We start from the raw sequence: 25774 nt of genomic DNA, 5'->3' as shown, positions 1-25774 counted from the left end.
GGAAAATGTCGATTAGCTGCCATGCGAGGCGGTGTCCGGGATCTTCGGGACGAGCAATTGGATCAGGAGCAGCGAGAGCAGGTACATCGTCGAGAAGTAGGCGAACACCCACAGGTAGCTGCCGGTCTTCTGGATGATGATGCCGGTGAACTCGTTGACGAAACCGCCGGTGAAATAGGCCAGGAACCCGCCGAGCCCGATGACCGAGCTGATCGCGCTCTTCGGCATTGTGTCGGACACCACGCTGAACAAGTTCGCGGACCAACCCTGGTGCGCGGACCCCGCCAGGCCGACGATGACGACCGCCAGCCAGGTGCTGTCCGCGAAGGGCGCGAGGAAGACCGGCACCACCGCCAGCGCGCACACCAGCAGGGTGACCTTCCGCGCGCGGTTGAGCGACCACCCGCGGCCGAGGAAGCGGGCGACCAGCCAACCGCCGGCGACCCCGCCCACGGCGGCGATCGCGAAGAAGGCCCCGGTCCACCAGCCCGTTTCCTGGAGACTGAGGTGGAACTTCTTGTCGAGGAAATCGGGCAGGAAGAACTGGTAGAAACCCCATGCCGGCCCGGCGAAGATGCTCGCCAGCACGTAGGCCCACACCGCGCGGTAGCGGCACAGCGAAAGCCACGGCACCTTCACCGCCGCCGCCGCCGCCGTGACCGCCGGCTGGCCGCCACGGATGTAGGCGAGCTCCGCCTTCGACAAGCGCCGGTGGTCCTCCGGCTCGTCGTAGAAGAATTTCCACAGGACCAGCCAGAGGAAGCCGGTGCCGCCGGTGGCGTAGAAGGTCGATTCCCAGCCGATGTGCGAGTACATCCACGGCACCAGCACCGGGCACAGGATCGCGCCGACGTTCGTGCCCGCGTTGAAAAGCCCGGTCGCGAGCGCGCGCTCCTTCACCGGAAACCACTCGGCCACCGTCTTGACCGCGCCGGGAAAGTTCCCGCCCTCGGTGAGGCCCAGCGCGATGCGGGCGAGCATGAAGCCCGCGGCGGTCATCGGGATCACCAGCGTGGCCATCGCGAATCCGCCCTCCGTCACCGAGAACCACGGGTAGCTCATGCGGAACTGCTCCTTCACATCGATCAGCCCGCACAGGCCGTGCGCTCCAGCGGACAGGCTCCACAGCAACACGAACACCGGCAGCCCGCGCTTCACACCGAAGCGGTCGATCATGCGGCCGCCTAGCAGGTAGCCGAAGGCATAGGCGAAGGAGAACGCCGCGGCGATGTGGCCGTAGTCCGCATCGCTCCAACCGAGCTCGGCGCTCAACGGCTTCTTGAGGATGCCGATGACGAGGCGGTCGATGTAGTTGACCGCCACCGAGAAGAACAACAGCGCGCAGATGACCCAGCGCATGTTGCCTGGCTTGGCCTGGTCCGGGGAGGTCGTGGTGTCGCGGCTCATTGGAATTTCACCGGTTCGGAGGTGAGCGGAACCGCGGGAAGCCCCTGGACCTCCGCGTCGAAGGTCCGGAGCGGGGGCCCTTGTGAAGTAATCTTCACATCGGAGAACTCCACGCCCTTCGCCTGGATCACCAGTGCGCCCGCCTTGGCGGAGATCGCCACGTGGCGCAGCGAGACGTTCTCGATCTTCTGTTCGGGGAGCCCCCACAGGGTGATCGCGTTCGCCGCATCGGTGACCTGGATATTCTCCAGCGAAATGTTCCGCCACACCGGCAGCAGGCCCTTGGCTCCGGCAGGAGCCGCCGTTTCCGGAGTGGGCGGTGGCTTGGGATAGTAGCTGGTGATGAAGATCGGATGGCGCACCTTCGTCATCGTGATGTCCTTGTAGCGGATGCCCTCGACCACGCCGCCGCGGTCGCGGTCCGCCTTCAGGCGGATGCCGGAGGTGGTGCCCTCGAAGGCCACGCGCTCCACCGTGACATTGCGGACGCCGCCGGAGGTGTAGCTGCCGATGGACAGGCCGTGGCCGCAGCCCAGTTTGCAATCGCGGATCGCCACGTTCTCCACCTCGGGCACGCCCTTCTGCCGCGCGGCCCCGCACAGCAGCACGATGTTGTCATCGCCGGTGCTGATCTCGCTGCCCTCGATGAGGACGTTCCGCACGCTGGAAAGGTTGAGCGCGTCGGTGTTCGGCGATTCATCCGGGGCCACCGCCTTGATCCCGCGGATCGAAAGTTCCCGGCACTGGCGGAACGAGTAGTGGGTGTTCGGCGGATTGAGCGTGGTGATGCCCTGCACCTCCACCCGCTCGCAGTTCTTGATCGCGATCAACTGCGGCCGCCTCGGGCCCTTCACGCCGCCTTCCTTTTCCGCCCGGAAGGCCTTCCACCACGGCGCACCCTGGCCATCGACCACGCCCTTTCCGCTCAGGCGGATGTCATGGCCGTTCTCCGCGTAGAGGAACGGCGCGCGGTTGTTGTCCGTCACCGGAAAGAGCGCGGGATCGCTGCCCATCAGCAGCACCGCGCCTTCCGCGAGATGCAGCTCGATGCCGCTCTTCAACACCAGCGGCCCGGAAAGGAAGCGGCCCTTCGGCACCACCACCCGGCCACCACCGGCCGCGGCGGTCTCGTCGATCGCCTTCTGGATCGCGGCCGCGCAGTTCGTGAGGCCATCCGCCACCGCCCCATGGCGGGTGACATCCACCACCTTCGTGCCAATGACCGCGGCGTCCGGGACCTTGATCCCCTCCGCCCTCAAGCCCGGCGTCCCACCGAGCACCACGACAGCCGCCATGCCGGCCATCCATTTCATGCGATTCGCGTGCATCATCATTGAAAGGTGTTTCATTCGACGCTGACCGGAGTGCCCTGCACCTCGTCCGCCAGCTTGATCGGTCCGACCGCCGCGGGACTCGCTTCGATCCGGATCCCCGTGGAACCCGCGCCCTTCAGATCGAGGAAGATCTCGGGCGTGCCCTCGGTGGCGATGCCCTTCAGGTGGATGTCGGAGGCGTCGGTCAGGTTGAAAAGCGGTCCCTTGGCGGCGGTGATTCCGACGTTCTCGAACAATAGGCCGGTGGCGTTCTTGCCGACCACGCCCTCGGTCGCGGACAACCGCAGGTCCCGGAAGCGGATGTTGCGAAGGGGCGAACCCGCTTCACCGCTCAAGCGGATGGCGACGGGAGCGCCCTCGCCGGTGATGCGCTCGAAGCACATGTCCCGGAACACCGGCAGTTTGTCGGACGCCGCCGCGTTCTTGTCGGCGGAGTAGTCCATGTTGAGGATGATGAACTCCTCCTTCATATCCTTCACCTTGATGTCGCGGGCGTAGATCTTCTCGACCACCCCGCCGCGGCCGGAGCGGGACTTGATGCGGATGGCGCGGTCGGTGCCCTCGAACTCGCAATCGTGCATGAACACATTGCGGACGTCGCCGGACATCTCGCTGCCGATGACCAGCCCGCCGTGGCCATGCTTGCTGGAGCAATGGCGCATGATCACGTTCTCCGTCGGCCTGGCCACCCGCCAGCCGTCCTCGTTGTAGCCGGACTTCAGCACCACGCAGTCGTCACCGGTGCCGAAAACGCAGTGCTCGATCAGCACGTCCCGGCACGAATCAGGATCGACGCCGTCGTTGTTCGGCCCATCCGTGTCCACGGTCACGCGGCGGATGGTGATGTTCTCGCTATACACCGGATGGATCGTCCAGTTCGGCCCGCTGCCGATGGTGAAGTCCTCCAGCAACACGTTCCGGCAATTCAGCAGCACCAGGAAGTTCGGCCGGATCCCGGCCTCGGGCGTGCCGAACACGCGCTTCTCGACCGGCACCCCGTCCGCCGACATCTTGATGTGGCCCGAGCCCTCCTTTCCCTTCCAGGCCCACCACTTGCCGGCGTTGCCATTCAGCCGCCCCTTGCCGGTGACCGCCACATCCTGGCAATCCCGCGCATAGACCAGCGGCGAGTAGTTCAGAAGATCGATGCCGCCCACGCGCACCGGCACCACCGGCAGGTAGTCCTCGAAGCGGTCGCTGAAGATCACTTCCGAACCTTCGCTCAGGTGCAGCTCGACCTTGCTCCGGAGATGGATCGGCCCGCTCAGGAATTGTCCCTTCGGCACCACCACCCGTCCCCCGCCCGCACCATGGCACTCGGCGATCGCGGCCGCGAAGGCCTTGGTGCAATCCGCCTTGCCGCCTTCCTCCGCGCCATAGGTCGTGATGACAAAGTCCCGTTTCGGGAACACCGGCGGCACGATCCGCGCCAGGATCTTCGGCACCTCCGCCCAAGCCTTCGCCGCCTCGGGATCGGAAGAGAGCGCCGTGTCCGCGAAGCCGCTGGTCACGCTGCCCGCCACCACCGCGAGCGCGAGGAGGCCTTTGGAAAAAATCCGCCAGCCGATCCAGCCACGGGCATTCGATGTTCCGGGTTCCACCGGGGAGATCTCCCGGGTGGCATGATCTGGGGCTGGGTTGGGTGAAAACGCGGTGGTCACGGCAATCATTCAAAGGGATCGAAACCCGGGTCAGACACCGCCTTCCACCGGAGACCGATGGAAGGCGGGCCGAGGTTTCATGAGGAAACACTATAAGGTCACTCGCCGGAGCGCGCCTAGGGCGACTTTCTGCAATCTGGATTGAGATGGGTGCACCCGCGGTCCGGCCCGCCTCCGCACTCGGCGGAGGCCAAGGGGGATCATTTGGTCACGATCAACCGCACGAAGACCTTCGGCAGGCCGGTGGGCAATGCGTAGGAGATCGTGGTCGAGTTGTTGACCGTCGGCGTCACGGTGGTCCAGGGATCGGTCGCTCCGAGGTCGGTGGACTTCTGGAGCGTCCAGGTCACATCGCCAGCGGCCACCGCCTCGCTGCCCTTGCTGAAGGACACCGTGCCCCCGCTGAAGGACCCGGCGGTGGTGGAGGCGGTGGGGCTGGTGCCCAGCGCGTATTCCATCAGGTTGCTGACCCCGTCGTGATCGAAGTCGCCGGTGGCCGGTTCGCCCGCGATGCCGTGGGTGCTGGCCCACGTGTCATACCCCGCGGCGGTCGTCACCGCCACCCACAGCACGCCGGTGGAGGGCGTGAAGGTCCAGGTCTTCGAGCCATCCACCTTGATCCAATCCGAACCGGTCTTGGTGAATCCCGGCACCTGGAAGTTGGCGCCGATGGTGGTGGTGGACAGAAGGCCCGGCGCGATGATCTGCCAGGCGTTTCCATCCGCGATCGCCGCGCCCGTGAGGTTGAAGTTGAAGGTGCCGTCCAGCGAGGCCGTGCCGGTTCCCTTCAGCGAGTTGGTAACGTTGCTCGCGCCGGGGTAGAACGTCAGGCTGCCGGTGGAGGTCAGGTTGAAGGTGACGGACGATCCGCCGAGGGTGGTGTCGCCGCTGTAGGTGTTCGCGCCGGAGAAGGTGATGTTCGGGCTGCCGAGGCCACTGATGGACACCGCGATGGAACCGGTGGCCCCGTTCTGGATGGTGCCCGCGAAGGTGGTGGTCGGACCGTTGTTGCCGAGGTTCAGCGTGCTCGCACCGGTGCCGTTGTTCGTCACGATCGCGCCCGCCACGCCGGTCAGGCCGTTGAGCCCTTCCGAGCGGCCGTTGAGGTCGAAGGTCGCGCCCGTGGCGCTCAAGGTGACCGACGACTGGTAGAACATCTGGTCGCCGCCGGTGCCGGCCAGCTTCAGCAAACCACCGGTGCCCACGGTGACACTGCCGCCCAGGGCATGGATGCTGCCGGTGCTGGCCTTGTTGAGCACAAGGGTTCCATTCGAGACATCCGCGGCGAGAAAGGAATCATCCGCGGCTCCCGACAAGGTGGCGGTGCCGCCGGTCACCGTGAGCTTGGCCCCGGCCGTGCCGCCGACGGCGGCGGTGAACTCAAGCGAGCCCGCTCCCGACTTCGTCAGCGTGTTGCCTCCCACGCTCGCTCCGCCCACGACCAGCGCCGTGGTGCCGGAGGTCACTTCAAGGATGCCGCCGCTGCTGCCGATGGTCATGCTGCGGTCGATGGTCGCCGAGCCGCCGGTGTATTTCAGCGTGCCGCCTCCGGTGACCACGAGGTTCGCCGCGGCGCTGCCGGAGGCCCCGATCGAACTCGCCACCCCGCCGTTCGCCAGCACCGGCACGGTGGAGATGCCGCCGATGGTGGTGACACCGGTGTAGGTGTTCGCGCTGCCGAAGACGTAGCTCACTCCGGAGACGTTGCGCGCCGTGACCGCCAGGGTGCCGGTGCCATTGGCGAGCACGATGTTACTGAAGTCGCAGGCGTTCGTGCCGCCACCGATCGTCAGGACGGAGGTGGTGCTGGTGGCGTTGTTGAGCACCGTGCCGCCCGCTCCCTGGAGCTTGCCGATTTCCTCGTTCTTGCCATTGAGATCGAACACCGCGCCCGCGCCGGTCATGTTCACCGCCGAGTTGAAGTAGATCTGGTCGTTGCCGGATCCCGAAAGCTTCAGCGTGCCGCCGCTGGCGATGGTGGCATCGCTTCCCAGCGCGTGGATGCTGCCGGTGCTGGCCTTGTTGAGCACCAGCGTGCCGCCGGTGACATTCGCTCCCAGGAACGAGTTGTCCGTCGAACCGGACAAGGTCGCGCTGCCACCGGTGACCGCGACCTTCGCGCCACCGGCCCCACCCACCAGGGCGGTGAACTCGAGCGAACCCGCGCCGGATTTGGTGAGCGTGTTGCCGCCGGTGGTCACTCCCGCCATGACCAGCGCCGTGGCACCCGAGGTCACCTCGATGAGGCCGCCGCTGCTGCCAATCGTCACGCTGCGGTCGATGGTCACCGAGGCACCGGTGTATTTCAGCGTGCCGCCGCCGGAGATCACCAGGTTCGCCGCGGCGCTGGTGGAGGCCCCGATCGAGCTGGCCACGCCGCCGCTCGCGAGCACCGGCGCGGTGACGACCCCGCCGATGGTGGTGATGCCGGTGTAGGTGTTCGCGCTGCCGAGGGTGAAGGTTCCGCCCGCGTTGGTGGTGAGGGCGGTGGTGCCCGCGCCATTCGCGAGCAAGATGTTGCTCAGGTTGCTGGCGTTTGTGCCGGTGCCAATGGTCAGGGTGCCGGTGGTGCTCGCGGCGTTGTTGAGCACCGTGCCGCCAGCGCCCTGCAATTTGCCGACCGCCTCGCTCACACCGTTCAGGTCGAACACGGCGCTGGCATCCGTCAGGTTCACGGTCTGGTTGTAGAAGATCTGGTCACCGCCGGTGCCCGCGAGGCGCAGGGTGCCGCCCGCTCCGATCGTGAGGTCCGCGCCCAGCGCATGCACCGTCCCGCTGCTGGTCTTGGCCAGCACCAGCGTGCCGTTGGTGACGTTCGCGCCGAGGCCCACGTTGTCCGTCGCGCCGCCGAGCGTCACCACCGAACCGCCGCTGACGGCCAGGGAATTTCCCGAAACCGAACCGGTGAACCCAATCGCGCCGCTGGCCGCGTTCACGCTGGTGACACCCGCATTGGTGATCGCGAGGCCGATGGACTGCGCGGCGCTCGAGTTGTTCACGATGCTCCCGCCGGAGGAAACGCTCAGCGCGTTGCCCGCCAGCGTGAAGGCACCGGCGCTCGCATCGAAGGTCAGCCCGGCCACGCCGGTGACAAGGTCGTTCGAGGTCGAAAGGTTGCTGCTGCCCGCGAACACCAGCGTGTCACCGGTGGCGTTCGGCAGGACGTCCCAGTTCCCGGCATCGCTCCAGTTCGCGCTGGAGATCCCGCTCCAGGTGGCGGTGGCCGCAGCGACTTCCGATGCGGCGAGCAAGGTGAGGATTCCACCCAAGGCGAGAGTGAGATGCGCGGTCAGACGACGGCCGTCGCGACGTTGGGGGGAGGAAAGAAAGCTCAGGACTCGTGGCTTCATGGTGAGTTCGATTCGAGGGGTTTTGGCAATGAGTGGAGAGGCCCCACATGCTTTCGACATTAGGAATGAACGGCGTTCACTTCTACGGGTCGTTTCTGCAAACGTGGTTGATATTTGTGAACGCGGGCCGCGCGTCAGGGCCGCAACAGGCGGGAGAAAATCCGGGCGTGCTTCCGGATCCGGCACAAGGAGGGAGCGACCCCGACCATCCGCACGAAATGACGGTTCAGGCTGCTGTGATCGTAGAAGCCGACCTCCACGGCGATGTCCTGGATCTGCCGGTCGGACTCCACCAGCAACCGCATCGCCCGCTCCACGCGGATGCGGATCAGGCATTCCATCGGGGTGATGCCCAGCACCCGCTTGAACTGGCTCCGCAGGCACCGCACCGGGACACCGCAGCGGATTGCCAACGATGACACATCGAGGGGCTGCCGATGGTGTTCGAGCAGGAACTCGAGCGCCCCGCGCAAGGCAGGAAACGCCGCGCCTTCCGCCATCAGGTTCTCCCCGGACCTGGTGACCGGGAGCAGGCACTCCCGGCCACCACGTTCTATTGCATTACCCTGGAAAGTCTCGTCGCCATCGCGGAACAGACCGCGCGCCTGGGCGACCTCGGAAAGCTTCATCGCGGGAAGTGCGGTGGGGAGACGTGGCCGTCAGATGCCCGGGCGGGTCCCCTGGACCAGCTTCCACGGCGCGGATGCCGGCGAGGTCACGTCATACGGCGGCCCCGCCCCCGCGGCCGGAGCGCCGGCATCGATCCGGAACACCGGCAAAATCGGCGAGCCCGTGGCATCCTTGGCATACTTCACCCCGATCTCCTCGATCATGAGGTAGGCGAAGAACGATCCGCCCGGCACCTCGCTGACCAGGATCTCGATCGGATAGTCCGTGGAATCCCGCGCCTCGAACTCGATGCCCACGCCCAGTCCGCCAAGCGCGTTTTTCCCGCCACCGGGCATGGCATCATATGAATAGATCGTCACCGGTTTCGGCATCGCGAGATCGCGGCGGGCCTTCTCGAACTCCCGGTCCTCGACCTTGCCGGTCAACTGGTCGATGTGCCAGGCCAGCCGCACGTTCGCGGTGGCGGACTCGTAGCCGTAGTCGAAGACATTGCGGTTGTTGAAGCGCACCACCACGACGTCGTCGCCCGCGCCGACGAACCGGAACTTCCCGGAATGCGGCGGCCGCACGGTGCCGCGGTAGATCGCCACCCACCGCGAGCCGCTCACTTCCTTCTCGCACTGGAAGGCCTTCGGCGCGTCGTCCGCGCTCATGTGCGGCATGTAGATCTTGGTCTGATAGAGCTTCTGCGGGGATCTGTAGTAGCTCGACTCGAAGGACCGCTCGTTCCAACCCCGCGAGACAAAGCCATGGATGATGTCCCGGGTGGCCGGAATGAGTTCGCCCCACTCGGTCATCTTGCCCAACGCGGTGGGGTTCCGCTTCGGGTCCTGCTTGAGATCGTAGAAGGTGCCGACCAATCCCGCCGCTCCCGGAGCGATCATGCCGAAAGGGCTCATCGTGCCGGTCCCGCCGCCGAGGCCCGGTCCCATGCCGGAACCAAAGCCGGGGCCCTTGCCATCGCCGCGCCCCCCGCCCGATCCCGAGCCACCCAGACCGCCCGACAGACCACCGGCGCCGAGCGACCCCACCGAACTCATCGCCGAAGCCGGTTCCGGATCAGGAAGCGTGAAGCTGCTGGTGGAACCCTTCGCCGCGAGCCGCGGGGCATTCGGCGAGGTCATGGTCGCGCGCTTCTTCTGCTGGCTGACTTGATTCGCCGCGGGACTTCCTCCGCCTCCGCCCTTCGGCATGAAATTCACATCGTCGCGTTTCTTGTCCGGGATGATCTGGAAAATCCACACCACGCCGATCGCCAGCAGCACCGCGTGCACCAGCAGCGAAATGGACAACGAGCCGCCGCCGATCTTCCGCCACACCGAAAGACTCGCCCGGTTGGTTTGTGTTTCCCGATCGATCGGCTGGCTGGGAATGGCATCGGTATCGGGAGTCATGAGGAACTGGGGTTCGGAACGGTTGGCCATGGATGGCACCTCGCGCGCACCGGCGGAGGACGACCGCCACACGGTCGACTGTCACGAACCCTACCCCCTCCCCGACCTCCGTAAATCCGGCCTTCCTGCAGAAGATGTTGAATTTCCTGCTCCGGATTTTTCTACCAAAAATCCAGTATCAAGACCCGCCCGCCACCACGGCAACACCCGACAGCACATCGGAAAGGAGTTCAGGTTCGCGGCCGAAGCGTTCGCGGTAATCGGCCAGCGTCGGCTGCAGCCGCACCGCCACCTTCGCGTCGTGGTTGAGAGCGATCGCCGACAGGCGGTGCTCGAAAAACGGATTGCGGAAACGGTCCAGCGTCGCCCGAGCGAAACCCGCGGGGTCCTCGCAGCGGCCTTCCAGCACCGGCACGATCTCGGTGAACAGGAGCTTCTCCAGCCAGGGTCCGACCTCGGGGTGCTCCACCGCCTCGCGCACCGTTTCGATGCCCAGCGGCAAGGCACGGCACACCAGCGCGCTGTGCGCTCCATTCAGGATGCGCACCTTCCGCAGGTAATAGGACGAGATGTCATCGGTGGCGGTGATCGCCGGATGCTCGAACCCGCAACCGCGCGGGTCCTCGATCGCCCAGAACGCGAACGGCTCCGCCGCGATCAGAAGCGGATCCTCGGCCAACAAGTAGTGCAACCGCGGTGTCCCCGGCACGATGCGGTCCACCAGGTTGTTCAGCCAGCGGCACTCGTCCGTGATCCATGCCAGCGCGGCGTCCTCCACCGACCACCGCGCCGCCTGCTGCTTCACCAGCTCCAGCAAGCGTGCGGCGTTGTTCTCGATCAGCTCGCACGGCAGCACGATCACACCCGCCTGCCCGGCCTCGTAGCGCGCCAGCAGCACCGCCAGCAGCTTCGCCGGAAACGACACCGGCGCATCGTCGCCGCGCACCGCATCCGCGTCGTCGAGCGTGAAACCCGCCTCGGTGGTATTCGAAAGGATCCACCTCAGTTCCAAGGTCGAGGCAAAGGCCAGCACCTCGTCCCACTGCGTGCCCGCGTGGAGGGCACGTGAGATGGAATCGACCACCACCGTTTCATCGACCACCTCACCATCCTGCACGCCGCGCACGGCCACGTGGTAGCGCCCGCCCGCGCGATTGATCGCCTCGGCGCGTTCGATGCCGGTGGACTGTACGACGACGATCTTGCCTGGAGGATCATCACCACGGTTCGCCTCCGCGATGAACAGGTCGGCGAAGGCGCGCAGGAAATTCCCCGCGCCGAATTGAAGGATGGTTTCAGGAAGTGACATGCGAAAGGAGTTGAGGCTTTAGCCGAGGAGGGTCTTCAGAGGGAGGCGGAGGCTAGGGAGTTTTTAGCCGCAAAGAGGCGCAGAAAGCGCAAAAGGGAAGAGCGTGGTTCGCGGGTTCTTCGTATGTAGTTCCTCCTTCAGGAGGGTGGGGTAAACGTCGGTTTTTTCTTCAAGCGGCAAAACTGGTGCAGCGATGTGGAACGTGGGAACGAAGCCCTCAAGGTCTGGCGGCTTTTACGATGACAACGATCTCCACCCCACCCTCCTGAATGCGGCGGAAGCGATAGCGCCCTGCCAATCCCGGCGAAGCCGCTTACTGGCATGGCCCGGAGGCAAGGAGGAACTACGTACGAAGAGACCCATCACAACGTCACACCCTGTTTCCAGATCGTGATCTCGCGGAAGCCGTTCACCTCGTTCCGCGCCTGGCGTCTCCCGCTGGCCACATCGAGGATCACCTTCATTAGTTCACCGGTGACTTCATCCGGATCCGCGCCCGGATCGAGGAGCTGGCCGGCGTCGAAATCGATCCATCCCGGCTTGCGCTCCGCCAGCGCGTGGTTCGACGCGATCTTCAACGTCGGCACCGGTACGCCGAGTGGCGTACCTCGGCCGGTGGTGAACAACACGCAGTGCGCGCCCGACGCCGACAGCGCCGTGGCCGAGACCCCGTCGTTGCCCGGCGCCTGCACCAGGCACAACCCGCCAAGGCCCTGCCGCGCCTGCTCGCCGTAGCCGACCACCTGCTTCACCGGCGCGCGACCGCCCTTCTGGATGCAGCCCAGCGACTTCTCCTCCAGCGTGGTGATGCCGCCGTCCTTGTTGCCGGGCGACGGGTTCTCGTAGATCGGCTCATCGTGGCGGCGGAAGTAGTCCTTGAACTCGTTCACCATCGCCACCGCCTGGTCGAAGGTCTCGCCGGTGTCGCAGCGCGAGAACAACGGTGCCTCCGCGCCGAACATCTCCGGCACCTCGGTGAGCACCGCCGTGCCGCCCCAGCCGGTGAGCCGGTCGGCGATGCGGCCCACCAGCGGGTTCGCGGTGATCCCGCTGAAGCCATCGCTGCCGCCGCACTTCATCGCCAGCACCAGCTCGGAGGCCGGGAGCGGTTCGCGCTTCGCCTTTGAAACGATCGCCGCCAGCTCGCGCACCGCCTCGACACCGGCCTCGACCTCATCGAGCACCTCCTGGGCGTTGAACCAACGGATTCGCTCGGGATCGAGCGTGCCGACCTCACCGAGGAAACTCTTCAGCGTGTTGTTCTCGCAGCCGAGGCCGAGGATCAACACCGCCGCGGCGTTCGGGTGGCGCACCAGGCCCGATAAAATCTTCCGCGTGAACCCGAGGTCGTCGCCAAGCTGCGAGCAACCGTAGGGATGGGTGAAGGCGTGGATGCCATCGATCGCGCCGCCGGGCACCACCAGCTCGCGGGCCGCGGCCTCGGCGATGCGCTGGCTCGGCACGTTCACGCACGCCACCGTGTTGATGATCCAGATCTCGTTGCGGGTGGCCGCACGGCCATCGGGACGGCGGTAACCCATGAACACCGGCACCTCGCCGACCTTCGCGGAGGGCGCGGAAACCCCGGGCTGCCACTCCAGCGCGGTGTCCTCGCCGAGCCCGGTCTTCAGGTTCTGCGAATGGACATGGCCGCCCGCCTTCACCGGCTCGGTCACGATGCCGATGGGAAAGCCATACTTGATCACGCGCTCGCCCGTAGCGAGATCGCGCAGCGCGGCCTTGTGACCGGCGGGGATCTCCTCAAGCACCAGCGTGCCCTCCACCGTCCCCGCGGGAATGGCCTCCGGCGCGACGGCCACGTTGTCATCGGGATGGACCTGGACCAGACGTTTCATGTTCAGCTTGGCAATGGATCTTCAACCAGATCGTCCGCGGCTCCCCAAAAGAATCAATCCGTCGACACTGGCCACCCGATACCTAATCCCAAAAATCGACTTGGGACATTGCACTATTTTGCATTTCAAATTGAAAAATTCTCCCACTCGGGACGGTGGGCACCGCCCACCAAATCACGATCCCTGGTTTCCGAAACCAAGGTACCATCGCAAAACGGGGGTTCGCGATCCCCTTCGGAATCCCACTCCACTCCCGCCTCATTTCCACCCAAACCCGCTCCACCTCTCTCCGGGACTGAACATCTTAGTACCCTCAATCGTTTCACAGGTCAGAACATCGGTTGAACTTTCCAAGTCATCCACGCTCGAATGGCCAAGCAATGCTGTACTCGCCAAGTGGGTGCAGTCCACCTCGCTTCGCAAAATCGGCGCTGAGCTGGGAGTTTCCCATGTCGCCGAGAAAGCATTGCCTCAAGGAGAAGATCCACTTGGCATCACAACGCTCCAAATAAAAGCGCGGATTCGTCGGACCACCCCACCCAAAACATCGGATCTACCACCGGAACATCCCCACGCAGGTGGAGCTCACCACGGGGCGACACGGAGGTGCCATTACCCGTCCACGTGCTCCGGCCAACCGTGGTTCAAACAGAGGGCGGAATAGTCCGCAGAAGACATGACAGCGAACGCCCAGGTGCCCTGCGCGGCGGAATCCCCGTCGCCGGATTCCAGGTTCGTGCGCCACTTACCGTCGAATGCCAACCCCTTGGTAAGGACCGCGGAACCAGCGATCAACCGTGACCAGCTTTTGTTTGAGATCACCGCGACCGCGGCGGCGGTCAGGCCGTTCGCGCCGTTCGCCTCGAAGGCCACGTCGGCATTGAGGAAACGCTGGACATCGGGCCGCGGCATGGATGTCTCGGTCGCCTGCCGGGCACCGGACCCGAGAGAGAAGCGGATCTTGTTGTCCCCGTCCCGCATGACCATGACACGACAGTTGCCCGTGGCGGAAGTGGTCCGGGCGTTGCCGCCCCAATGGCCGGCGGATTCCCTCACGCTGGCGGCCACGGTAAGATCGAGCGTGAAACTGCCGCGGGTGGCCCAGCTTTCGAAGAAGCGTGGAAGGTTCATCTCGAGCACCGACTCCAGCCGCCAAAGGTGCCGGGGATCGTGATCCGAGGCCGGCACGGTGGCGTCCACGATCTTCGAGGAGGATGCGCCGATGCCCTCGAAGGGGTCCTGCAGGCAGACCAGCAGCATATCCTCCGAGGCCACCGCCTTCGGTGGAGCCGCGACCTGCCAGGGCGCGACGGGGATGGGGTTGTCCGATCCCGCCCTGCTCATGCCGGGCGGGAGGTCGGGGAGAGGACGTGAAGGCGTCTTTTTGGCCGGGGGCTTTTCTTTCGCACTCATGACAAAATGGTCGCTTTCCGATGCTCCGCCCTCACTCCGCATGCGGTTCCTCCCGGACTTCCAGAAGGAGACTTCCGTGGTTGTTTCCATACGCCCTGGGCCAATCATTGGCAAAGGTGTGCAGGATGCCGCTCTCGGGCACCGTCCACCGCATGCCATCCCGGATGACAATCGCATGCTCGGGCAGTTCATCGCCGCTGCCGCGCCCGAGGGTGGCGATCGGCATGAAGAATCCGGCGTCGGGATCCTTGCGTGGTGGCAGGCGCAATCCTGGCCGGAGCGGCCGGTAGAGCCAACGGATGAAGGGTGAAACCGCCCCGTTGGCATCACACTTCACGATCCAGTCCGTCCAGGTGCCTTCGACGTGAAAGTGATAGGTCCGGCCTTTCTCGAGAGTGATGCCGGTGTCGTTCCACCTCGCCTTCGCTTCGATGCGGGTGCGGTAGACGCCGCCGCTCTTCGTCACCGGCGGCCTCACGACATCGGGAGCCCGGAAGCAGCAGGACGCCAGGGAGAAACAGGCACCCGCGCCCAGCCACCCGATCACATCCAGTTTATGGAAAGGAAGGCTCATCGGGCGTGGGAGGTTTTCGGTTTCGTCATCGCCCCGGCGGCCCAACTGCCACCGGTGGAGAGGACTCCGGCACGGCGATCGAGCGCGCTTTCGTTTGGCCCCAGGAGCGTCTGGCTGACACCGGCGGTCCTCATGTTGCGGGCCATGTCATCCTCGTTCCCCGCGCCGATCGGTTGGTGCCCCCATTGGAACTGCTCCACGAGCATCATGTTGAAATAGAGGATCTGAAGGGCCTCCTGACGCTGGGTGTCCAGCGTGCGGACTTCGCTCTGGTGATTGCGGAAGTCGGCCTGTCTTGAGATCGCCTCCCTGGAAGCGTTGCTCCGGTTCGTAGCGAAGACGGCGTCAAAGAAACTGTGACGGGAATCGAAGAAGTCCCGCGGGGCTCCGCCGGTGCCGGGGTAGATGTCCGGATTGAGCACCGGATGGCCCTTCACGTGGTACGGCGAGCGGAGGGTTTTCCCCTCCAGGTCGAGCGCCTGCTTGTAGGAGACATCCAGCATGTCCCTGGCCCGGAGGATGCCGGAGCCTAGGAATCCTTTCGGATCCGGGAGCTGGTCCTCCCTTCGGCCGCCGGTCGCCCACGGCCTGCGGGCGGTCAAGGCCATGGCGAGGTAGACGGACTCGGCCTTACGCCAGTCATTCCAACCACCGTCCGCTTGGATCGCCCTCCGATTGCACGCCAGCCAATGGGCGGCGGCCGCGGCGGCCTGGGGTGCGGCGGACGAGGTGCCGCCCCCATCGAGATCCACAATGTTTCGCTGCTGCTCCCGGCCGCCCTTCGCCAGCAGCCATGGTGTCGATGGCGTGTAGGCCATGATCGGATTGGCCTTCAGGGCATTGTTCCGCGCGACCTGCACGGGATCGGTTTGCTTCGATTCATCCCGGAACGGCAGTGTCAGAATCGAACGCCGCACCCCATCCGCACCATAACTGCCGTGGATGCCAGGAATCAGGAAACCCAGCGGATACCGCAGGTCGTTCATCGCGTAGGTCTTCTCGCCCGCGGTGATGCCGCCCACCGACATAACCCGCCGGAAGGCCGCGGGATACACCGTGGAGGAAGGCACCAGCAGGCCGAGCCGGTTGATACGACCGGGCACCAGCGGCAGCGGAAGGAAATCCCCGGTGGCGGCGAACATCGCGGTGCCTCGGCTGTAGGCGGCGTTGACCGCGTCCGTCCACATCATCGAGGGACTGCCGCCGTGGCTGATGGAGAGCACATCGCAGCCCTGCACACGGCTGGCATAGTCGATGGCGTAAGCGAGGTTCGCGGTAGAGAGGGAGGCGGGGGTGGTGGCGACCCGCACGGGCACGATGGTCGCATCCGGCGCTCCACCGAGCTCGATGGTCTGGTCTCCGACGAAGGGCGGCTTCGGGCGACCCTGTTTGTCCACCCCGTCCACCATCCTCACCCGCCTGCCCGCGAGAATGCCGATGGTGCCGCTGCCGTGGCCGAAGTCCGGCTTTTGCCCGGCGGAAAGCTCGCCGCTGCTGGAGTGCCGCGGGTCATCTCCATACGGGCTCAGCACCCGGAGGCTGTCCGAGCCAGGCGTCATCCTGAGGTGGGTCGGCATCGCGGCATGACGGATGTCGAAACCGGTGTCCAGCACGCCGATGGTGATGCCCTCCCGGCCCTCGCCGCGCAGGCGCTCCCGCATCTCCTTCCGCGCGGCGATGAGCTGCGTGTGCTGGTCGTCCTGATACCAGACGGGATCGTAGAAGCCCGCCTTGCGTGAACCCGCAGGCCATTTCATGGACGGGTGGTTCCCAACGGTGACGACCGGAAGGCGCCCGGAATCCGGAGTGAGCCTTTCCTCGATCCATTGCGTGGAATCGGACTTATCCACGAACACCGGCGAGGGCTCCACAAGCTGGGGCCAGACCCGGAAACGCTCGAAGACGGCTTCCGCGATTTCGGGAGCATACTTGCGGGCGTTCCGCCAAGGGGTGATCCAGTGGCGCTGGTAGGTCTCCGGCTTCCCCGGCTGATACGCGAGGTACCACTGGGCTTCCGGGGTGCTGTAGTCCCCGTGGCGGTCCTTCTTCTTCACGGCGGGCACCTGGATGACATGCCGGAAGCACCATCCATTTTCCGCCCGCAAATCCCGGCCCACGGGCGGCAGCGGCCCCGGCACGCGAACGAACATCCGGTGTTGGACCGAAAGGACCTCATCGGCCATCCTGTAGGCGCTGCATGACGTGCCAGCGAGGGCAAGGGAGAGCAGCGCCGGAGTTACGAGGGAATTCCTGCCGGTGTGCTTCCGGCTCCATTTGCGGGGGCGTTTCATATCGATGGGGGTCGGGCGATGGAAACCGTCAGGTACCCGAGAACAAGCGGCGGTCCTTCTCCTTTTGGGAGTCCGGCTGGTAGTGGCTTTCGAACCAATTCGCGGACTTGCCGCTGATGGCCTTCGGTTTCTGGAGCTTGAGGACGCGGTTGCGGGCGGCGGATTTCTTTTCCCCCTTCGGGGCATTTTCCTCCGCCTCCTGCATCACGGAGCGGAAATGCAGGTGGTCGAACACACGCAGGGCCTCGATCACGTAGGCGGTGGCCACCCGCTGGTCCTCGATCACGATCAGGTGGTCGCCGTTGTTCTTCTCACCGGACGGCGCGAGGTTCGAGGAGCCGGTGATCACTTTCGCCGTCGGAAGGGTGAAATCGGTGACCACGAACTTGTGATGGACGTTGATCCCCTTCCCTCCGCTCCATTCCCTCCGGAAGGGCTCGGGCGCGTTCTTCGCCAGATACTTGAAATCGACGAACCCCACCGAACCATCCGGTTTGTGGATCTCCAGGGTGCCCTTGCCCTTCCCGGTTTTCGCGCCCTTGTCCGCGATGCCATAGCTGAACACAGGGCGGTCCATCAGCCGGTCGAACGCGTCCCGGGTGAGGCCGCCCTTCCGGATCAGGCTCAGGAACGCGACGGCATAGAACACCGACGAGGTGGCCCCCTCGATCGCGCCCTTCACCGGCTCCAGCGACAATTCGTGATGGGCATGCGGGGAGAAACAGATCCGGACCACAGGCTTTCCCTCCTTCGCCACCAGGTGCCACTGCTTGGCCAGGTCCGTCTTCTTGAACCCGGAGGGATCCTCGAACACCGAATCGAACATCCGCCCGTAGAGCCCCGCGATGTCCGGATCATCGAACACGAGCACGTTGTTCGACTGGATGTAGAGACCGCGGAAGCTGAAATTGGTGGAGCCGCAGAGCACCTTGCAGGGAACGCCGCCGCGCCGCTGGATCAGCACCTTGTGGTGCTGGAGGTTCGTGAAGTGAGTGCGTTTCACCTTGCCGTCGCCAGCGGTTTCCTCCAGCTCGCGGGCGGCGCGGGATTCAGCACTGCCCTTGCTGCCGTGACCGCTGTCTTCGCCCGAATCCGTGTCCTCCGTGGAATCGTCGATCACCGCGCGCAGGCGGCCACCGAGCTGCTTGAGCTTCGCCAGCATGTCCGGTTCGTTGAAATCGTAGGCCAGCATGTCCACCGTCACGTCCTCGTCCTTCACCGCCTCGTCCAGAAAGCCGAAGAGCAGGTCGTAGGCCTGGAACGCCATCCACGAATACAGCCCTTTGGGATTCGCCAGCTTCTCGAAATCCAGCCCGTCCTTCGCATCGCCGGGGATGACCTGTTTCCCCACCTGGTCGATGTCTTCTGGATTCCCCATCTTCTCGATGAACGCCTGCGACGAAGCGAAATTGCGCGTGAACCCGATGTCGAGGAAGCCGGCGTGGGTCACCGGATCCAGTTCGATCGCCAGTTCGATCAAGGTGCCGTTCACCAGTTGCCCGTCCGCCGGCATGTGCATCTTCGTGACCCGGTAGGTGTAGTCTCCCGGCTTCACCAGGTGGGGAAAATCCATCCAGCGGAATTTCTGGATGGGTGCCTCAAAGGTGCTGTAGTTCCGGAACCCATCGACCGGCTGCTTGTCGTCCTTGGGATAATCGAAGGCGATCCGGTTTTTCAGGATCGTCCAGTGCTTGGACCCGGGAGGCTTCCGTTCGATGGCGAAGCCCACGAAGTCGTCCTCGGGCTCCTCCACGCTCATGGCAAGCATGCACACCCCTTCCCCGCGCCACAGCTTGAGGGTGAAGCCGTCTTTCGTCAGGGAGGATTGAAAACCGGTTTTCATGTCGTTGTTCGGTTCGAATGCGGTCACGGATGACCTGAGATGAAACGCTGGACGCGGACCGCGGCGGCCCCGAGCGGCAGGTCGACCACCAACCGCGCTAGGGCGGCATCACGGCCGGCGGGGGAAAAGCGGCGGTCGTCGCCGATGGCCTTTTCCAGCACCAGGTAGAGATCATGCTGGGCCTGGATCTCGTCCCCCTGGGACGTGATATCCAACTTGTTCCCGGTGGTGAGGTGCCAGGACAGCGGGGATGAAACGGGATCCTCCTCCACCCCCGCTTCCGGCTTCTTCGGCTCCTTCTTTTGCCGCATGTCCGCCTGTGGCTCCTGTTTCGCCTCCACCTTGGTGTCCTGTTTTTCCTCCTGCTTCGCCTCCTGGTTCCTCAGGGCCTTCGCATCGCCTTCCGGCACCGCCTTGCCCCCGTCATCACGGCCCAGATCCACGAGCTTTCCGACATAGTCCTCCGGTCCCGCCTCCCTGATCTTGCGCGTGTGGGCCGGGGCTCCCGCGCCGTATTCGAAGACGACATTGTCCACGATCACGTTACGAAGCTTCCAGTAGTTGGCGAACAACTGGAACTGCTCGTCGGCGCGCAAACGCTGGCCCGCCACACGGGCGTGGTAGAGACCGACGAGCGGCGCGGTCAGCTGGGATGCAAACCCTTTCGGAGAGGACACGGGTTCCTCGAACGGTGTCAGGTACCGGATCTGGATGAACAGGACGTGGCGCACGGCACCATCCTCCACCCAGGCCAGCTCGCAATCGCTCGGCACGGTGGCGGAGGAGCCCTCCGGGCGCTTCCGCGGCGGCAGCGCCGCGTTCAGGCCCTCGTCCATCCAGCGGTTGAGCGCCAGTAGCCCGAAATTGTCGTAATAGCCACCATCGAGCTGGTGCTCGTAGCGGCGCAGCGGGGAACCATCGGTCATTTCCGGCCGGGCCGCCGGACTGACCCACGGAAAGGTGGCGGAAAGGCGGGCACCGGTCGCGACCCTCACCGTGTGGAAATCATATCCCCCCGCCGGAGCGGGGCTTGCGGCGCGTTCCATCACCCCCGTTTGCTTCGCGTTGAAATTCCAGTCGAACACCCGGGACGTGCCAAAAACGATCGGACGCCCGGATTCCTCCGTCCCGGAGGTGAAGAAGACCGCAGGCATCTTCCCCGCCCGCAGTTCACCCGTCCAGTCCCAGAGATTCTGTTCGGCAAAAGGCTTTTGGATCTCCCGGTCGAGGTCGGTCCCCCCGCCGGGATTGGTGTTGGAATCAAAGCGCCCCCACACCTGTTCGGCGTTCCTGACCCACGCGTTTTCCATCTCGGTGCCGCGGTCACCCGTTCCGGGAACCGGCAGCCAGTAGCCCGCCAGATCATGGTAGGTCAGTTTCCTGACCACGGCGGACAGGCTGGAGGAACGCACCACCTCCCGCAGCTTTCCGATCTTCTCGCGATCGAGCTCCCGGTCCCGCCGGTAGGGATACATCGCATGGGCGTAGAACATCGTCCCATAGGACCCACCGGATGTGCCGCTGAGCGCGCTGATCCGATCCGGAAACGAGGCGCAGCCGTCCAGCTCCTGGATACGGGTCAGCACCTCCACCGCCCACGCCCCGGAATGGATGCCTCCTCCGACCGCCGCCACCCCCACCGGCCCCAGTGAATGGGACGGCGCGGTGCCGGGACCCCGCCTCAGCCCGAGATAGGGAGGATCGCCCGCCTTCAAGATGGGAGACGGCAATCCCAGCACCTGGCCCGCGTCCGGCAAGGCTTCCGGCACCTCCTTCTGATTCGGGACCAACTGGGTGGGAAACGTGTAGTCACTCCTCCACAGCTTGGAAACCCACATCACCCACACCAGCGTGATGGTGAACAAGGGCATGCGGAAACGGTCCCAGAAAAACGCAAGGCCGGTGAGAATCCACGATCCGGCCAGCACCGTGAGCAGCACATACAAGGCCGCGGGGCACTTCGCGCAATCGGGGACGGCCAGTCCCAGGAACGCCAGCATGCTCAGCAACGCGAACCCCATCAGGCGCACGTGCATGAGACCGAGGAAGTCCGGATTCGACGGCATGGACCTCCTCTGGGGCGCGACCCTGGCCGGCCCTTGGTATCCCTTTCCCATCGCGGCGAACACCTTGAGCAGGAACTTCACCGGACGGCTGCTCCCGCCGGTCGCGGTCCAGCGGTAGCTCCAGAGGTGAAGGAACGCCGGCACCCCCACCCCGACCGCCGCCGCCGCGACATAGCCCACCCACTTCGTCGAGGCCACTTCCTTCAAGCCTCCGGAAAACGCCATCTTCAGGCACACCAGCAGCGTGCAACACGGCCCGGCAAGATAAAGGATCCGGACCAGCAGGATCAACCAGCCCGGAGGCCCCTTGTCCGCCTGCCCCATTTCGAAACGCACCGGCGCGCACTCGCAGATCACCTCCGTCGTCGCGAAAAAACACCCGACCAGGAACGAGAGCGCCATCACCAGGAGCCCGAAACCGATCGCCCCCTGGGCTTCGTAGGCCCCCTCGATCAACGCCGACGGCCCGGACTGCATCAACACGGCATAGGGCAGCCCGAACACCACCAGCGAGGCCATGACCGGCACCCGCAGGAGGAAGATCCATTTCACCACCACGCCATTTCGGTCGATCCAGGCGACCACCCGCTCCTGCATCCTGACGAGACTCTCCAAGATTTTCATGGTCGAGAGGTCCGGGTTCGGGTCATGCGGCACCACCCGCGGCCTTCGTCCATGGCGCGAAGGGGTTCTTCACATTTGCAAATGCAGGCTCCAACTCCGGGTGGTGGCGGCAGATGATCTCCTTCATCCCGGTCTTGCGGATCCACTCCATCCCGGTGCGGGTGTAAACCTCCTCATGATAGTCGGTGGTGAAGAAGCGGTCGCTTTTCAACCGGCGCGAGGCCATCAGGATGAAGATGCGAAAGGCGGTGTCACTGAACCCGAAACCCTCCGGCAGCGGCTCGCAGAACATGCCGACCATGGTGTCCACCTGGTCGAGCGTGCCATAGATCCGCTCCAGCTTGTCCGCCAGCTCCTGCCTCCCGCCGGAAAGCTCCAGCCAGGAGGTGACCTCCGGCATCCGGAGTTGCTTGCGGAACTCATTGTAGCGGGGCACGCCACGCTCGCGGTCACGCAGGATGTCAACCGCGGCGAGATCCAATACCTCCTCGATGTCGGGGGCGCCCGCGACGAGGGACTTCACCGCCGGCAGCTTCAAGTTCCGCAGGAACGACGGGTAGTTCCCGATGGTGATGGCCCCCGGGTGGCTGGTACCGAAAGTGTAGATCGCATCCGTCATGGTGGCCCCCTCGCCCAATGGCGCGCGGGCCCGGTTGAAGGCGATCGCTTCCATCGGATAGGTCTTCACCTGGTGGTCATCCACGCACAACCGGACCGTCACCGTCTCCGGGATCAGCGGGTGCAGGCGGTAGACCGACGCGAACTCCTCGGTGAGGCAGTACGGCGCGCCATGGTGGTCCGGTTCCGATCCGGGGACTCCGGTGAAGATGTCCTTGATCACGCCATCCGGCAGGAACACCGCGATCCGCCGGGCCAGCTCTTCCCCGAACCAGTGGCCGACGAGGCCCATCCAGTTCGCATCGAGCGCGGGCTTGATCGCGGGATGCGCGAGGATGCCCGGCGTCCATTCGATGGTGTGAATCTTCGCCATCAACGCGCAGTTGACGAGGCGCGCGCGTTCGAAGATCTGCTGGTCGTTGAGCTGCGGCTCACCCGCCGCCAGCGCGGAGCAGATCGCATTGTGCTCCTTCACGAACAGGGTGTGCAGGATCTCCAAGCCAAGCCACCAGTTGTTGGTGAACCCACTCACGGTCTGGCCGGTCACCGGATCGGACGGCAGCAGGTTGGAGGGGTCCAGATAGAGTTTTCCGGACGGACACAATTTACCGCCGGGATTGGGATCGGTCCTGAGCCCCAGGGTTTCGTCCTCCGATTCTCCATAGATCTGGGAACCATCCCACCACTGCGGATCGGCATTGCGGAAGGCCGGATAGCGCGCATTGAGCGGATCGGAATTCGTCGGATCCGGCAACGTGGCGCGAATCTTCATGCCACCTTCATCCGGCCAATCCCCGTCCCTCGGCACCGTCAGCGACCCCTCCTGGCCCGCTGGTTCGTTCTCGTGGTTGAACCAATCGTGCACCTGGAACTGGATCCACGCGGCGGCCAACAGGTTCAGCGAGGTGGCGGGCTGGAAGCCACCGTCCGGCAGGGCCGAGTCGCGGGCGAGGAGTTCCTTGCTGATCTTGAGCGGATTCGGCTTGTACAGATCGGATTCCACCTTCACGGGATCCAGCGGGATCATGTTTCGCCCCAGCCGGGAATACCGGCAGCCCATCGCCGGCTGGTTCAGATCATTCTGGGTGCCCCCAGGAGTCCGCATCAATGTCGGATAAGGCCCCGGATGAAAGGGACATCCCGGCTTCGGTTGGGTCAGGTCGCCATCGGTATCGTGGAGATTGTGCTTCCGCAGCTCCACCCGGAAGGCAATCAGATTTCCCAGGCCGAGCCATGACGGCAGCTTGTGCCACGGGGTGCGGCGATTGACAGCCCGGTAGGTTCGGACCAGCAGGCCGTCCAACAGCCGCTCGATCAGACCGTGTTTTCTGGAATAGCGGGAATCGTGCATGGGGTAAGGGAAGGAATGGGGCAAGGCGAAGCGGAGGAGGGGCACCCTGTCAGTTGCCCGGCGGAGCCACCGCGGGAATGCCCCCGGAGCCGCCCGACGCGGGTGACACCGGCTTGATTGGAATGGGATGGCGATTGATAAAATCCGCCGACTCCGCGGCCTCGTTGGCAGCACGCCGGGAGACAGTCGCGGACACGGCTCCACCTTTGAAGAAGTCGGGGAACCATCCGAAATTCCGTACGTTCCAGGAGACCGGGAATATCTCCGCACGCTTCGGCACCCCGCTCTCATCCACTCCGGAGATCCCTTCCGCGGCCCGGAAGGTGAACGCGGTGGGCTTGTTCTCCGGATCGATGTCGAGATCCGTCTTACGGGTGGTGTCGGTATGGCAGCTCACGCAGTCCATCGACATCGTGTTGCTCCTCGCGGGGTTCGCCACGAAATCGGGAATGTCCTTGATCTTCATGTCCGCCAGCCCGGTGCCGGGGGTGCCCACGAAGGCCGGATCATTCAGACGCTTCCCGATATCATCCTCGAACAAAACCGCCGTGCTGACTCCCGTGCCCTGCCCGGCATCCGCCTTGAACGCGGGCTGGACGTGAGGCTTCACCCCCGGCTTGAACACCAGCATCTGGGCTCCGACGGCCGGAGGAGCGCCAAACGGGACCGGTGGAAATCCACCGATCTGACGAAGCATGAACGGCGTCTTCGGCAGCCTGAACACCGAGAAAAAGATCCACGGCTCGGGATCCCCCTCCGGAAGCCCCATGAATGAAATGACCTGGAGCCGCTCCCGGCTCAGCCGCGTGTGGAGGAAGGTCTTCAAGCGCTCCCGGAACCGCGGGCCTTTGATCGCGAATCCGGGATGGACCCCCAGCTTGCCATTCGTCGGAACGGTCTCCGACGCCAGGGCCTTGATCTCCTTGAGGTCCTCCACGATCGGGCCGAAGGCCTCGTTGTCCGGAACGAACGGAACCAGCTTCCCAAGATCTCCGGGGATCACCACATAGTTGAACGCGAGGTGAGCGGCGTAGTCATGCACCGTCACCACTCCGTCCTTCACCGTGACCGGCTGCACGATCAACCGGATCCCGGGAACCTGGCCCACCCGGGCGAGATGCGCATCATCCCCGCCCAGCGAGCACGGATTGACCCGGATGCCCACCACTTTCCAGTTGTGCGCGTTGCGCAGCTCGCTCGCGAACCCGATCTGAAACCCGCCGACCTTTGCCTTCGCGGATTGATTGTCGATCACGTCACGAAACAAGTCCTCCGGCCAGATCGGGCCATCGGCCGCACCGCCGGGGTCATCCATCGAGATGAGCTGGTCGACCTCGGCCGCGGTCTTTGCCACCGGCCACAGGAACGATACGTCATTGACATCGAGCTTCACCTCATCGGCGTGACAGACCGTGATTCCGCACACGACCGCCGCCACGGCAACCGATAGCGACACCCGTCCCGCCGTGAATCCGGCGGCCGCCCGATGGAACATCTTCGTTACGTTCTTCATAATCTTTCCGTCCTTTCCGTTCTTGAATCCGACGTGAAATCGCTGGCCCATCGTCATTCCCAGCAAAACGAATACCACGACTCCAACAATAGACCAAAATCCATGCCACATCATACCAAGACTCTTCAAGAATTATATTTATCATTCAACCCCACAAGGACGACTCACACACAAACAAATCACTCAATCCATTGGAAATCATGAAACCAACACCTCACACGGACACGCCTCGCGACCCAACACAATCAAGATATCCTAACATCACCCCACTCCATGACATCGCCCCGAAGACCGTCGTGCGGTGGCGCGGACGAACCGCGGCCGAGGAGCCTCGGGATGGAAACGACATCGCAGACAATATGTCTCATCTCTTGCTGAGTTCCAGCCGGGAGCCGCCAAAGGCACCATGGGCTCCCCGCGGTTGACCGGGACAGCGCTCCAAGGTGAATGACCGGCTGCTGTAGAAGCCCTCTAAAATTCTCCGCCGGGGGAGGAGGTGACTGCATGGTCCGAGCGGAACGAGGGCAACAAGGCGTTGAG

The 25774-nt window shown here is 64.6% G+C and carries 15 protein-coding genes; all 15 read right to left on the bottom strand.

All coding sequences use genetic code 11. The annotated features are described in order from the left end of the window. Positions 1–12: 12 nt before the first annotated feature. The 15 genes from llg_RS15575 to llg_RS15505 all read right to left on the bottom strand — a co-directional run bounded on the left by llg_RS15575 (position 13) and on the right by llg_RS15505 (position 25234). Positions 13–1407, bottom strand: a complete 1395-nt coding sequence (locus llg_RS15575; RefSeq protein WP_338285610.1) for an MFS transporter — start codon at positions 1405–1407, stop codon at positions 13–15. Continuing rightward, positions 1404–2756, bottom strand: coding sequence for a glycoside hydrolase family 28 protein (locus llg_RS15570; RefSeq protein ID WP_338285609.1), 1353 nt, complete (start codon positions 2754–2756; stop codon positions 1404–1406). The genes llg_RS15575 and llg_RS15570 overlap by 4 nt, the downstream gene beginning before the upstream one ends. Beyond that, the gene (locus tag llg_RS15565) at positions 2753–4342 is read right to left on the bottom strand and encodes a glycoside hydrolase family 28 protein (protein ID WP_338285608.1); all 1590 of its coding nucleotides are present in this window, start codon (positions 4340–4342) and stop codon (positions 2753–2755) included. The genes llg_RS15570 and llg_RS15565 overlap by 4 nt, the downstream gene beginning before the upstream one ends. Positions 4343–4602: 260 nt before the next feature. Beyond that, complete coding sequence (locus llg_RS15560; protein ID WP_338285606.1) at positions 4603–7752, bottom strand: hypothetical protein; 3150 nt, start codon at positions 7750–7752, stop codon at positions 4603–4605. A gap of 134 nt (positions 7753–7886) precedes the next feature. Further along, positions 7887–8381 carry an AraC family transcriptional regulator gene (locus tag llg_RS15555; protein ID WP_338285605.1) on the bottom strand — a complete coding sequence of 165 codons (495 nt, stop codon included), beginning with the start codon at positions 8379–8381 and terminating at the stop codon, positions 7887–7889. A 30-nt stretch (positions 8382–8411) separates the two neighbouring features. Next, the gene (locus llg_RS15550) at positions 8412–9806 is read right to left on the bottom strand and encodes a hypothetical protein (protein WP_338285604.1); all 1395 of its coding nucleotides are present in this window, start codon (positions 9804–9806) and stop codon (positions 8412–8414) included. Between the two features lie 148 nt (positions 9807–9954). Beyond that, complete coding sequence (locus tag llg_RS15545; RefSeq protein WP_338285603.1) at positions 9955–11085, bottom strand: tagaturonate reductase; 1131 nt, start codon at positions 11083–11085, stop codon at positions 9955–9957. A gap of 362 nt (positions 11086–11447) precedes the next feature. Further along, positions 11448–12941: an altronate dehydratase family protein gene (locus tag llg_RS15540; protein WP_338285601.1), complete on the bottom strand. Its 1494-nt coding sequence runs from the start codon at positions 12939–12941 to the stop codon at positions 11448–11450. 612 nt (positions 12942–13553) lie between these two features. Further along, entirely contained in the window at positions 13554–14285 is a 732-nt protein-coding gene (locus llg_RS15535; protein ID WP_338285599.1) for a hypothetical protein, read from the bottom strand. 100 nt (positions 14286–14385) lie between these two features. Next, the gene (locus llg_RS15530; RefSeq protein ID WP_338285598.1) at positions 14386–14928 is read right to left on the bottom strand and encodes a hypothetical protein; all 543 of its coding nucleotides are present in this window, start codon (positions 14926–14928) and stop codon (positions 14386–14388) included. Beyond that, entirely contained in the window at positions 14925–17219 is a 2295-nt protein-coding gene (locus llg_RS15525) for a S8/S53 family peptidase (RefSeq protein WP_338285597.1), read from the bottom strand. The genes llg_RS15530 and llg_RS15525 overlap by 4 nt, the downstream gene beginning before the upstream one ends. A 28-nt stretch (positions 17220–17247) precedes the next feature. Beyond that, a complete protein-coding gene (locus llg_RS15520; RefSeq protein ID WP_338285596.1) occupies positions 17248–19062 on the bottom strand; it encodes a phospholipase D-like domain-containing protein in 1815 nt (604 codons plus the stop codon). A 23-nt stretch (positions 19063–19085) separates the two neighbouring features. Next, on the bottom strand, positions 19086–21752 hold the full coding sequence (locus llg_RS15515; protein ID WP_338285595.1) for a hypothetical protein: 2667 nt from the start codon (positions 21750–21752) through the stop codon (positions 19086–19088). Positions 21753–21774: 22 nt separating this feature from the next. Further along, positions 21775–23721 (bottom strand): peroxidase family protein, encoded by a 1947-nt coding sequence (locus tag llg_RS15510; RefSeq protein ID WP_338285594.1) that lies wholly within the window; start codon positions 23719–23721, stop codon positions 21775–21777. A 49-nt stretch (positions 23722–23770) separates the two neighbouring features. Continuing rightward, complete coding sequence (locus tag llg_RS15505; protein WP_338285593.1) at positions 23771–25234, bottom strand: hypothetical protein; 1464 nt, start codon at positions 25232–25234, stop codon at positions 23771–23773. Positions 25235–25774: the final 540 nt, after the last annotated feature.

Origin of the sequence: Luteolibacter sp. LG18 (assembly GCF_036322585.1) — a bacterium.
GTDB lineage: Bacteria > Verrucomicrobiota > Verrucomicrobiia > Verrucomicrobiales > Akkermansiaceae > Luteolibacter.
This window is presented reverse-complemented; position numbering and strand designations above follow the sequence as displayed.

Bases quoted from the DNA above. Each gene is read 5' to 3' on its own strand.
- llg_RS15575 (WP_338285610.1), bottom strand. From the start codon at position 1,407: ATGAGCCGCGACACCACGACCTCCCCGGACCAGGCCAAGCCAGGCAAC.
- llg_RS15570 (WP_338285609.1), bottom strand. From the start codon at position 2,756: ATGAAACACCTTTCAATGATGATGCACGCGAATCGCATGAAATGGATG.
- llg_RS15560 (WP_338285606.1), bottom strand. From the start codon at position 7,752: ATGAAGCCACGAGTCCTGAGCTTTCTTTCCTCCCCCCAACGTCGCGAC.
- llg_RS15555 (WP_338285605.1), bottom strand. From the start codon at position 8,381: ATGAAGCTTTCCGAGGTCGCCCAGGCGCGCGGTCTGTTCCGCGATGGC.
- llg_RS15550 (WP_338285604.1), bottom strand. From the start codon at position 9,806: ATGGCCAACCGTTCCGAACCCCAGTTCCTCATGACTCCCGATACCGAT.
- llg_RS15545 (WP_338285603.1), bottom strand. From the start codon at position 11,085: ATGTCACTTCCTGAAACCATCCTTCAATTCGGCGCGGGGAATTTCCTG.
- llg_RS15540 (WP_338285601.1), bottom strand. From the start codon at position 12,941: ATGAAACGTCTGGTCCAGGTCCATCCCGATGACAACGTGGCCGTCGCG.
- llg_RS15535 (WP_338285599.1), bottom strand. From the start codon at position 14,285: ATGAGCAGGGCGGGATCGGACAACCCCATCCCCGTCGCGCCCTGGCAG.
- llg_RS15530 (WP_338285598.1), bottom strand. From the start codon at position 14,928: ATGAGCCTTCCTTTCCATAAACTGGATGTGATCGGGTGGCTGGGCGCG.
- llg_RS15525 (WP_338285597.1), bottom strand. From the start codon at position 17,219: ATGAAACGCCCCCGCAAATGGAGCCGGAAGCACACCGGCAGGAATTCC.
- llg_RS15520 (WP_338285596.1), bottom strand. From the start codon at position 19,062: ATGAAAACCGGTTTTCAATCCTCCCTGACGAAAGACGGCTTCACCCTC.
- llg_RS15515 (WP_338285595.1), bottom strand. From the start codon at position 21,752: ATGAAAATCTTGGAGAGTCTCGTCAGGATGCAGGAGCGGGTGGTCGCC.
- llg_RS15510 (WP_338285594.1), bottom strand. From the start codon at position 23,721: ATGCACGATTCCCGCTATTCCAGAAAACACGGTCTGATCGAGCGGCTG.
- llg_RS15505 (WP_338285593.1), bottom strand. From the start codon at position 25,234: ATGAAGAACGTAACGAAGATGTTCCATCGGGCGGCCGCCGGATTCACG.